The sequence below is a fragment of the Nocardioides zeicaulis genome (genome assembly GCF_042432345.1).
GTDB classification, from domain to species: Bacteria; Actinomycetota; Actinomycetes; order Propionibacteriales; family Nocardioidaceae; genus Nocardioides; species Nocardioides zeicaulis.
This window is the reverse complement of the sequence record NZ_JBHLXH010000001.1, coordinates 2,301,883-2,310,559: the sequence shown is the minus strand read 5'-3', so window position 1 is coordinate 2,310,559 and position 8,677 is coordinate 2,301,883. Positions and strand designations below refer to the sequence as shown.

Genomic DNA, 8,677 nt, shown 5'->3' with positions numbered 1-8,677 from the left:
GTCGGCGAGCAGCTTGGCGAACATCGCGCCCAGCACGATCAGGACGCCGACACCGGCGGCGGTCGACCCGAAGCCGGCGGAGAAGGACGGCAGCACCCCGGTGCCGGTGTCGGGGTCGGCGAGGATGTTGACCCCCGCGACGGCGCCGACGGTGAACGCGCCGGCCACCAGGGCCAGGAAGGGGTGGACCTTCACGACGGTGATCAGGACGACGATCACGGCGATCGCTACCAGCGCGGCGGTGATGAGCTGCCAGCCGTCGGCGACGGGCTGCACCAGCTCCGTGGCCGCGAGCGGCAACAGGGACGTGGACATCACGGGTTCTCCTCGGTGGGGGTGGGCGGCTCGAGCTCGGAGAGCTCCGACAGCTCCGAGAGCTCCGAGACGGACGCTGCGACGATCGCGTCGACGCCTTGGTCGACGTCGACGACGACACCGCGCTCGTCGGCCTCGAGCGGCTCGAGCGTGGCGAACTGGGAGGCCAGCAACGAGGCCGGCATGAAGTGGCCGGGGCGTGCGGCCTGGCGGGCGGTGATCACGGCGTGGCTGCCCTCGAGGTGCACGAAGGCCACGCCGGGGGCGTGCGCACGGAGCTGGTCGCGGTAGGCGCGCTTGAGCGCCGAGCAGCTCATCACCCCGCCCCCGTCGGCGTGGTCGGCGAGCCACTGCCCGATGACCTCGAGCCACGGTCGGCGGTCGTCGTCGTCGAGGGCGTGGCCGGCCGACATCTTCGCGATGTTGGCGGGCGGGTGCAGGTCGTCGGCGTCCTCGAACGGGACGCCGAGGCGCTGGGCGAGCGCGGCGCCGACGGTGGACTTGCCGGAGCCGGAGACGCCCATCACCACGACCAGGGATTCGGCAGCCATGTCGGGCATCCTCACACCAATGATCTGATCATTACAAGAGCTTGATCGAGATTCACCCGCCCTTCCGCTCGCGATCTCACTGAGAGATGATGATTCGGTGCCCGTCTCGCCGTCGTCCGTGCCCGTTCCCGCCGGGCAGCACGCCAGCGTGCTCGACGCGCTCGGCGGCCGCATCGCCGCCGGCGCCCTCGCCCACGGGCAGGTGCTCACCCTCGACGCCGTCTGCGCGGAGTACGCCGTCTCGCGCAGCGTGGCGCGCGAGGCCGTCCGGGTGCTGGAGTCGATGGGCCTGGTCGCCTCCCGGCGACGGGTGGGCATCACCATCCAGCCCCGTACCCGCTGGAACGTCTTCGACCCGCGCGTGATCCGCTGGCGCCTCGACGAGGGCGACCGGACCGAGCAGCTGCTGTCCCTCTCCGAGCTGCGTCGCGGCGTGGAGCCGGCGGCGGCGGCGCTCGCCGCGCAGCGCGCCGACGCCACCCAGTGCCGGGTGCTCGCGGCGGCCGCCTCCGACATGGTCGTCCACGGCCGCGCCGGCGACCTCGAGGCCTACCTCCAGGCCGACACGATCTTCCACCGCGTGCTGCTCGAGGCCAGCGGCAACGAGATGCTGCGCTCGCTGCACGGCGTGGTCGCCGAGGTGCTCAGCGGCCGCACCCACCACGGGATGATGCCCGCCCGGCCGAACCCGGAGGCGATCGCGCTGCACGACGAGGTCGCGCGCGCCGTGCGCCTCGGCGACGCCACCGCGGCCGAGCAGGCGATGCGCGCGATCATCGACGAGGCCGCCGAGGCGCTCGAGGACGAGCAGTCCTGAGGACCCGCCCCCAGGGGTCGCACGTCAAGACCTTGTTGGCGCGCGACGGACGGATCTGCCGAGGTGCGGATCTCTGACGACCGGATCGATCGTGCGTGACGCACGTGCGGCGGACGTTGCCCCGCGTCGGCTTCCGGACGGGCCAGGACCGCCGCACGTGTACGTGCGCGGGTCAGTCACGCCGGCGGTCGTGCAGGACGTCATGGAACGTGGGCGCTGGGGCGGCCATGGGCCATGACGTCCTCGGAGTCGGTACATCCGGATCTGCCGATGTCCGGATCTCCGGCGGTCCGAATCGGCCGCTCGGTACGCATGTGCGGCGGATGGAGCTGCGCTCTGGCTGCCGGACGGGCCGGAACCGCCGCACGTGCGCAGGCGCGCGCCGTCGCCACGTAGGCAGATGTCCAGGGCGTCATGAGTTCTCACGGTTCGTGCCGGCACTTCTCATGACGTCATGGAGGGCGGTCGCTGGGACACCCGCCTGCCAGGACGTCCTCGGACTCAGGTCGTCCGGATCTGCCGCGATGAGCGCGCAGCCTTCACGATCGACGCGAGAGGAAGCTCCCGGAGGCTCGACCCTCATGGGGCTCGCCGGCTTGCGGTCGATCCAGGGCCTGACCACCTCGACCACGTAGGCCAGCTCGCCACGGTCCAGCCGGCGTCCCTCGCGGTGGCGTGCCAGGTCCCAGGCAGTTGCGACAGCAGCTCGCGGTGGCGTGCTGAGCGAGGAAGACAGGATGGTTGCGGTACGGCGCGTGAACGGTCGCGCGCTCGCGCGGTCGATCCGATCATCGATCTCGGCTGGGTCGGACGCACCCCCGGACTAGGCACGCTGGCGGTAGCCGGCGACCAGGCCAGGGGCGCATCCGGCCGGGTCGCCACCGTGTCGCGCTGTCATCCGAGCCGAGCGCGAAGCCAGCGGTTGGTGCCGGGCGCCAAGCCCTTGGCCTTCGGCAAGTCGCCAACAGGTGCAACCACGAGGGCCACACCAGGCGGGAGCGACCACTTCAACGCGTGGTAGACCGCCGAGAGCGTCTCGTCGGCGTCCACGAACGCCAGCCCGCCGGCCGCAACCACGACCTCCCGCCACGGCCCGGCCAGATCTGTCGACGAGTCGACGTCTCGGAGGTCGGCGGACGTCCACGCGACGTACACGGTCATCCCGCCAGTGTGCCCCGTGCGTGAAGGTCGTGCCTTGCAGCCGGCGGGGACGAGCGCGGCACCACACCACAAGGGCTTGGGGCTCGGCCACCTACCGCCCTTGCTCGGCCGTGTCGGCGATGAGGGGCGCGTCGGATGGGTACCGGTCCTGCATGGAGACCGTACGCGTCGGGCTCGTCGCTGATCCCGCCAAGCCCACCGACATCGCCCTCCGCAACCAGGACCTCAGTGCCGGGGACGGCCGACCCGCGTGGGACATCGAGGTGGTCAGCGAACCGTTCACCATGGCGTCCGAGCAGTCAGACACGGCCATGAGCCGACTCTCGGACCTCGCGCACGACCACGCCTGGGACCTCGTCATCGGCGTCACGGAGCTGCCGCTGCACGATGGCGAGGGGCGCTACCTGACGGTCGAGAGCGATCCCCGGCAGCGCACCGCGGTGCTGTCGCTGCCTGCGCTGGGTGGGCTGGGCATGCACCGACGCAGCAGGCGCGCGCTGCGCCACCTCATCAGCGGCATGGCTGACTCCGCGTCCGGGACCGACCACCGCGTCCCGCTGCCCCGCCGCACCGGACGGCTGCGCGTCCTCCTTGGCATGGTGCTGGCGAACCGGCCCTGGCTGCTCGTACCAGGCCTGAAGTCGGCCCTGGTGGCGGCGCTCACCACGGGCGCCATCGCCACCATCAATTCGACCGTCTGGCTGCTGGCCGGCTCGCTGCCGACGTGGCGGCTGGTGGTCGCGATGCTCGCCTCCATCGCCCTCGTCGTCGGGTGGCTCGTGGTCGACGGCGAGCTGTGGGACCGACCCGAGGACGACTCCGAACGAGCGCGGGAGAGGTCGCGCCTCTACAACGCCTCCACCGTGGTGAGCCTGACTGTCGGCGCCATCATCTGCTACGCCGCGCTCTACGTCATGAACCTCGCGTGGGCGATGTTCGTCCTCGATCCCTCGGTCATGGGGGGCTACCTCGGCATGTCGTTCGGGTACGCCGACCTCTTCGTGCTCACCTGGTTCGTCGCGTCAGCGGCGACCGTGGGCGGGGCGCTGGGCAGCGGACTGGAGTCGGACGAGGCGATCCGCGCCGCGGCGTACAGCAAGCGCGAGGAGGAGCGACGCACGCGGCTCGCACGGGAGGAGGAGGCGAGGCCCGGTCACTGACCCAGGTTGGTCACCAAGTTGATCGCGACCGCCATGACCCCGGTGCCGAAGGCGTACGACAGCAGCGCATGCCCCAGTGCGACGCGTCTGACGTGGGTTGCTGTGGGTTCGGTCTCGGAGACGCCGAACGCCATGCCGATGGTGAAGGCCATGTAGGCGAAGTCGCTGTAGGTCGGCGGGTCGTCCTGCTTGAAGTCGATCCCGCCCAGATCGGGCTCGTCGACGTAGTACATGCGTGCGTACTTGAAGGCGTACACGGTGTTCACCAGGGCCCACGACAGGGCCACGCTGAGCACGCTCAGGATCACCGACGCCACTGCGGTGGCGTCGCGATGCCCGCTCGACTGCACCAGTGCGACGACCACCACGGCGAGGCTGGCCGCAGCCGCGGCGATGAGCCAGACGTCGGTCGACCTCGTGGTGCGCTCCTGCTCCGCGAGGCGCTCCGTCCCCGCGCGATCCTGCGGCCAGCTCATCCGCCACACCCAGGTCAGCAGGATCGAGACGGTCACGGTCCAGCTGACCAACGGCATGAGCCGGGGCGTCGCGACCAGTCCAACGACCGTGGCTGCGAGTAGCCCCACGGCCAGGCTGGTCAGGGCACGCCGGGCTGAGAGAAGCCGATCCGTGCGTATGGCGTCGCCGTCAATTGGCTCCCCGACGCTCCTCACGCCGTGCTCTGTCGCCGGCGTCTGGTCAGGCGAGCGACCGCGACGACGCCGGCGACCCACGGAGCACCCACGATGAACGGATCCATCCAGTGGTGCTTGACGTCCGCGCGGTTGTGCCCGAGGCGGGAGCGCACGCCGTGATGCGTGAACTCGGCGCGCACCCCCGTCTGGGTGATCGGGTTGTCCGGTCGGGTCGTCAGGAAGGAGCGCAGCGTGCTCTCGACCGTGTCGACCCGGTCCGCGGCGATGAGCAGCAGCCAGTGCGCGGCCTGGCCCTCGCTGTAGTGGGCGTAGGAAAGCTTGCGGATCGCGCCTGACAAGCCCTTCGGCGGACACGTGGTGCCGAACACCGGCGGAAGCTGGGTGTGCTCCACCGAGCGTTCACGCGGCCATGCCTCCGGCTGCCGGTCGGGGTGCCGCCAGTGCGCGCCCGCGAACGACGGGTCGAACCGCTCCCGTGGCACCGACGGGCGGTCCGCGGGGTCGAGGTCGGCGCCCCACCCCGGGATTCGCTGCCGCAGCTCGTCGCTGCTCTCGGCGATGGGGGGCTTCTCTGGGGTGTAGGTCATGGGCTCCTCCCTGGAGTCACGCGGCGTCAGGTACGACGACCGGCTTGATGCAGCCGTCGAGCTTGGCCGAGAACATGTGGTAGCCCTCGGCGATGTGCTCGAGCGGCACCTGGTGTGTGATCACGTCGCTGGGCTTGAAGTGACCGTTGCGGATGTGCTCGAAGAGCCGCGGCCATTGCCGCTTGACCGGGCACTGGTTCATCCGCAGGGTCAGCCCCTTGTTCATCGCATCACCGAACTTGACCGCGCTGAAGAGCGGACCATAGGCGCCGACGACCGAGACCGTGCCCCCCTTCCGCACGGTGTCGATCGCCCAGTTCAGGGCGACGGGCGACCCACCCTGGAGCTTGAGCTTGGCCGATGTCACCTGCTGCAGGAAGTTGCCATCGGCCTCGGCACCGACCGCGTCGATCACCACATCGGCGCCGAGGCCGTCCGTCAGGTGCTTGAGGTGGCGCACCACGTCGCCGTGCTCGGTGAAGCAGATGGTCTCGGCATGGGCGAAGTCGCGCGCCTTCTCCAGCCGGTAGTCGAGGTGGTCCACGACGATCACCCGACCCGCACCCATGAACCACGCCGACCTCGCCGCGAACAGGCCCACCGGCCCCGCGCCGTACACCACCACGACGTCGCCCTCGACGATGTCCCCGATCTGGGCGCCGAAGTACCCCGTGGGCAGGGCATCGGTGCAGAGCAGGGCGTCGTCGTCGTCCATCCAGTCCGGGATCAGCCCAGGCCCGACGTCGGCGAACGGCACCCGGACGAACTCGGCCTGCCCGCCGTCGTACCCACCGCAGGTGTGCGAGTAGCCGTAGATGCCGCCGACCGCGGTGGCGTTGGGGTTGACGTTGTGGCAGTTGGAGTAGAGCCCGCGGGCGCAGAAGAAGCACGTCCCGCAGAACACGTTGAACGGCACCATCACCCGGTCACCGGGTCGGACGTTCTCCACCGAGGAGCCCACCTGGTGGACCTCGCCGATGAACTCGTGGCCGAACGTCATCCCGACGCGGGTGTCAGGCATCATGCCGTGGTACAGGTGCAAAGTCGGACCCGCATATCGCCGCCCTCGTCACCTTGACGATCGCGTCGTTGGGGTGCTCGATCGCCGGGATGTCCTTGTCATCGACGCGGACCCGGTAGGGCCCGCGGTAGACCATCGCTCGCATGTGCTTCCTTCCCAGACTTGGGTTCTGGTGATCCTTGTGTGGTCAGGCTCCGGGCACGAAGACGGCGCGGACGCAGCCGTCCTCCTTCTCCTTGAACATCTGGTAGCCCTTGGCCCCCTCCTCCAGGGACATCACATGAGTGGCCAGGTGCTCGGTCCTGACCTCGTCACGACTCATCCGGTCGAGGATCTCGGGGATGTAGCGGTGCCCGTGCTGCTGAGCGCCGCGCAGGGTCAGGGCCTTGTTCATGACCGCGCCCAGGGGGAACTTGTCAACCACGCCCGCGAAGACGCCGAGGGTGAAGACCGTGCCACCCTTGCGGCAGGAGTAGATCGCCTCGCGGACCGCCGTGGGACGGTCGGTCTGCAGCCGCATCTGCTGCTTGACCTGGTCGTAGATGTGCTGGGGCCCGGGGCTGTGCGCCTCCATGCCCACGGCCTCGATGCAGACGTCGGGTCCACGACCGCCGCTCATCTCGCGCAGTTCTGCGGGGATGTCCGTCTTCTCGTAGTCGAGCGTCTCGGCCCCGATGTGCGTGCGTACCTGCTCGAGGCGGTTGTCCAACCTGTCGATGACCACCACCCGTTCGGCTCCCATCAGCATCGCGGCCCGGGCGGCCATCTGGCCGACGCCTCCTGCTCCCCAGACAGCGACCACGTCGCCCGCCTGGACGCCTGCCTGGTGGGCACCCGTCCAGCCGGTCGGTGCAGCGTCGGAGGCGAAGAGGGCACGTTGGTCGGACACTCCGTCGGGGATGGCGAAGGCGCCCTGGTCGGCGTACGGCACCCGGATGTACTGGGCGTGGCTGCCCGCCCAGCCGCCCATGGCGTGGGAGTACCCATAGCACCCGCCGATGGACTGGCCCCAGAGGGCCTCAGTGAGCCCGGGGTTGGGATTGCCGTTGTCGCACAGCGAGAACAGGCCCTGGCGGCAGTACCAGCACTGTCCGCAGCTGGTGAAGGAGACCACCACGACGCGGTCCCCGACATGGTGCTTGGTCACGCTGGAGCCCGTCTCGACGACGGTCCCCATGAACTCGTGCCCGAGGACGTCACCCGCGCGCATGGCCGGGATGTAGCCGCCGACCAAGTGCAGGTCGGAGCCGCACGTGGCGCTGAGCCCGACCTCGAGGATGAGGTCGTGGTCGTTGAGGATGCTGGGGTCCGGTACGTCCTCGACGCCGATCTCGTTGACCCCGCGCCAGGTCACCGCCCTCATCGCACACCTGCCGCGGGAGCGTCCTTGGTCCAGGACTCCAGGAGGGCGCCGCCGGGCGTCGCGGTGCGCTTGCCGTGCGGTGCCGGGTCGACCGCCAGGACCTCCCCGACCTCGATGAGCTGTTTGGCGCGACGCAGTGCCGAGCGGAGCTCGGCCTCCGCGTCGCTCCCGCTCAGCCGGCTGGCGGCACCGCTGCGTCCCGACCGGTCGATCAGGCGGGCGTACAGCTCCGTGCCCTTGTCGGCGGGAGCCGGGCGCACGTCGACCTCGATGCGGTCGCCGAGCTCGGCCAGGGGCGCAGGCAGCGAGGCCGGGTCGAGCTCGTCCGGCTGGCAGAGCACGGTCACGGCCAGCCACCCCGACGTGGGACTGCTGGCGCCGGCCGGGGAGGAGCTCGATGGCCCCAGCGTGGAGCGCAGCTGATCGACGAGGGCACCGCCGGCACGTGCGGCCCGGGCTGCCACGTGCGGGCTCATCGCCGGCCCCCTGCCGCGGCGGTGGACTCGGCCTGGGCGAACTCCTGCACGATGCGTTCGCAGAAGGCGGGCAGGTCGTCGGGTGACCTGCTCGTCGTGATGTTGCCGTCGGTGACGACCTCCTCGTCGACCACCTCGGCCCCGGCGTTGCGCAGGTCCGTACGGATGCTCGGCCACGACGTCAGCCGCCGGCCGCGGGCGACGTCAGCCTCGATGAGGCTCCACGGACCGTGGCAGATCGAGGCGACCGGCTTGTCCGAGTCGACGAAGACTCGGACGAACCGGACCGCCGCAGGCTCCATCCGTAGCTTGTCAGGGTTCACCGTCCCTCCGGGCAGGAGAAGCGCGTCGTAGTCGTCGGGCGAGACCTCCTGGACGAGCCGGTCGACCGAGAAGGTGCCGGCGTCCTCGAGATCGTGGTCACGCGCCTGGATCTCGCCGTCCGAGACGGAGACCACCTCGGTGAACGCTCCCGCGTCCTCGAGGGCGCGTCGTGGCTCTTCCAGCTCCACCCGCTCGACGCCGTCGGCGGCCAAGATGGCGACCCGGCGTCCTTCCAGTGACGTGCTCATG

Annotated in this window: 11 protein-coding genes and 1 pseudogene; 2 read left to right on the top strand and 10 right to left on the bottom strand. The window is 70.4% G+C overall.

Features of this window, described 5'->3' with window-relative positions; translation table 11 throughout:
- Nucleotides 1–315, bottom strand: a 315-nt coding sequence (locus tag ACFFJG_RS11315) for a GntT/GntP/DsdX family permease (RefSeq protein WP_446686224.1), incomplete at its 3' end; no start/stop codon positions are given.
- The gene (locus ACFFJG_RS11310) at nt 315–875 is read right to left on the bottom strand and encodes a gluconokinase (protein WP_378518832.1); all 561 of its coding nucleotides are present in this window, start codon (nt 873–875) and stop codon (nt 315–317) included. The genes ACFFJG_RS11315 and ACFFJG_RS11310, both read right to left, overlap by 1 nt.
- 88 nt (nt 876–963) lie before the next feature.
- Between ACFFJG_RS11310 and ACFFJG_RS11305 the strand changes: the two genes are divergently transcribed.
- Nucleotides 964–1,683, top strand: a complete 720-nt coding sequence (locus tag ACFFJG_RS11305; protein ID WP_378518831.1) for a FadR/GntR family transcriptional regulator — start codon at nt 964–966, stop codon at nt 1,681–1,683.
- 539 nt (nt 1,684–2,222) lie between these two features.
- Here ACFFJG_RS11305 and ACFFJG_RS11300 read toward each other — a convergent pair.
- Both ACFFJG_RS11300 and ACFFJG_RS11295 read right to left on the bottom strand, forming a co-directional pair.
- Nucleotides 2,223–2,411, bottom strand: a pseudogene (locus ACFFJG_RS11300) (hypothetical protein); the annotation flags it as partial.
- Nucleotides 2,412–2,577: 166 nt separating this feature from the next.
- Nucleotides 2,578–2,844, bottom strand: coding sequence for a hypothetical protein (locus ACFFJG_RS11295; RefSeq protein ID WP_378518830.1), 267 nt, complete (start codon nt 2,842–2,844; stop codon nt 2,578–2,580).
- 152 nt (nt 2,845–2,996) lie between these two features.
- Between ACFFJG_RS11295 and ACFFJG_RS11290 the strand changes: the two genes are divergently transcribed.
- The gene (locus ACFFJG_RS11290) at nt 2,997–4,004 is read left to right on the top strand and encodes a hypothetical protein (RefSeq protein ID WP_378518829.1); all 1,008 of its coding nucleotides are present in this window, start codon (nt 2,997–2,999) and stop codon (nt 4,002–4,004) included.
- On the opposite strand, the gene ACFFJG_RS11285 is transcribed toward ACFFJG_RS11290, so the two are convergent.
- The 6 genes from ACFFJG_RS11285 to ACFFJG_RS11260 all read right to left on the bottom strand — a co-directional run bounded on the left by ACFFJG_RS11285 (nt 3,998) and on the right by ACFFJG_RS11260 (nt 8,676).
- The gene (locus ACFFJG_RS11285) at nt 3,998–4,675 is read right to left on the bottom strand and encodes a DUF1345 domain-containing protein (RefSeq protein WP_378518828.1); all 678 of its coding nucleotides are present in this window, start codon (nt 4,673–4,675) and stop codon (nt 3,998–4,000) included. The genes ACFFJG_RS11290 and ACFFJG_RS11285 overlap by 7 nt on opposite strands.
- Nucleotides 4,672–5,244: a hypothetical protein gene (locus tag ACFFJG_RS11280; protein WP_378518827.1), complete on the bottom strand. Its 573-nt coding sequence runs from the start codon at nt 5,242–5,244 to the stop codon at nt 4,672–4,674. Before ACFFJG_RS11280 ends, ACFFJG_RS11285 begins: the two co-directional genes overlap by 4 nt.
- A gap of 16 nt (nt 5,245–5,260) precedes the next feature.
- Nucleotides 5,261–6,265, bottom strand: coding sequence for a zinc-binding dehydrogenase (locus tag ACFFJG_RS11275; protein WP_378518826.1), 1,005 nt, complete (start codon nt 6,263–6,265; stop codon nt 5,261–5,263).
- Nucleotides 6,266–6,452: 187 nt separating this feature from the next.
- A complete protein-coding gene (locus tag ACFFJG_RS11270) occupies nt 6,453–7,628 on the bottom strand; it encodes a zinc-dependent alcohol dehydrogenase (RefSeq protein ID WP_378518825.1) in 1,176 nt (391 codons plus the stop codon).
- Nucleotides 7,625–8,104 carry a hypothetical protein gene (locus ACFFJG_RS11265; RefSeq protein WP_378518824.1) on the bottom strand — a complete coding sequence of 160 codons (480 nt, stop codon included), beginning with the start codon at nt 8,102–8,104 and terminating at the stop codon, nt 7,625–7,627. Before ACFFJG_RS11265 ends, ACFFJG_RS11270 begins: the two co-directional genes overlap by 4 nt.
- Entirely contained in the window at nt 8,101–8,676 is a 576-nt protein-coding gene (locus ACFFJG_RS11260) for a type 1 glutamine amidotransferase domain-containing protein (protein ID WP_378518823.1), read from the bottom strand. Before ACFFJG_RS11260 ends, ACFFJG_RS11265 begins: the two co-directional genes overlap by 4 nt.
- Nucleotide 8,677: the final 1 nt, after the last annotated feature.

Bases quoted from the DNA above. Each gene is read 5' to 3' on its own strand.
- ACFFJG_RS11310 (WP_378518832.1), bottom strand. From the start codon at position 875: ATGCCCGACATGGCTGCCGAATCCCTGGTCGTGGTGATGGGCGTCTCC.
- ACFFJG_RS11290 (WP_378518829.1), top strand. From the start codon at position 2,997: ATGGAGACCGTACGCGTCGGGCTCGTCGCTGATCCCGCCAAGCCCACC.
- ACFFJG_RS11280 (WP_378518827.1), bottom strand. From the start codon at position 5,244: ATGACCTACACCCCAGAGAAGCCCCCCATCGCCGAGAGCAGCGACGAG.
- ACFFJG_RS11275 (WP_378518826.1), bottom strand. From the start codon at position 6,265: ATGCCTGACACCCGCGTCGGGATGACGTTCGGCCACGAGTTCATCGGC.
- ACFFJG_RS11295 (WP_378518830.1), bottom strand. From the start codon at position 2,844: ATGACCGTGTACGTCGCGTGGACGTCCGCCGACCTCCGAGACGTCGAC.
- ACFFJG_RS11265 (WP_378518824.1), bottom strand. From the start codon at position 8,104: ATGAGCCCGCACGTGGCAGCCCGGGCCGCACGTGCCGGCGGTGCCCTC.
- ACFFJG_RS11270 (WP_378518825.1), bottom strand. From the start codon at position 7,628: ATGAGGGCGGTGACCTGGCGCGGGGTCAACGAGATCGGCGTCGAGGAC.
- ACFFJG_RS11260 (WP_378518823.1), bottom strand. From the start codon at position 8,676: ATGAGCACGTCACTGGAAGGACGCCGGGTCGCCATCTTGGCCGCCGAC.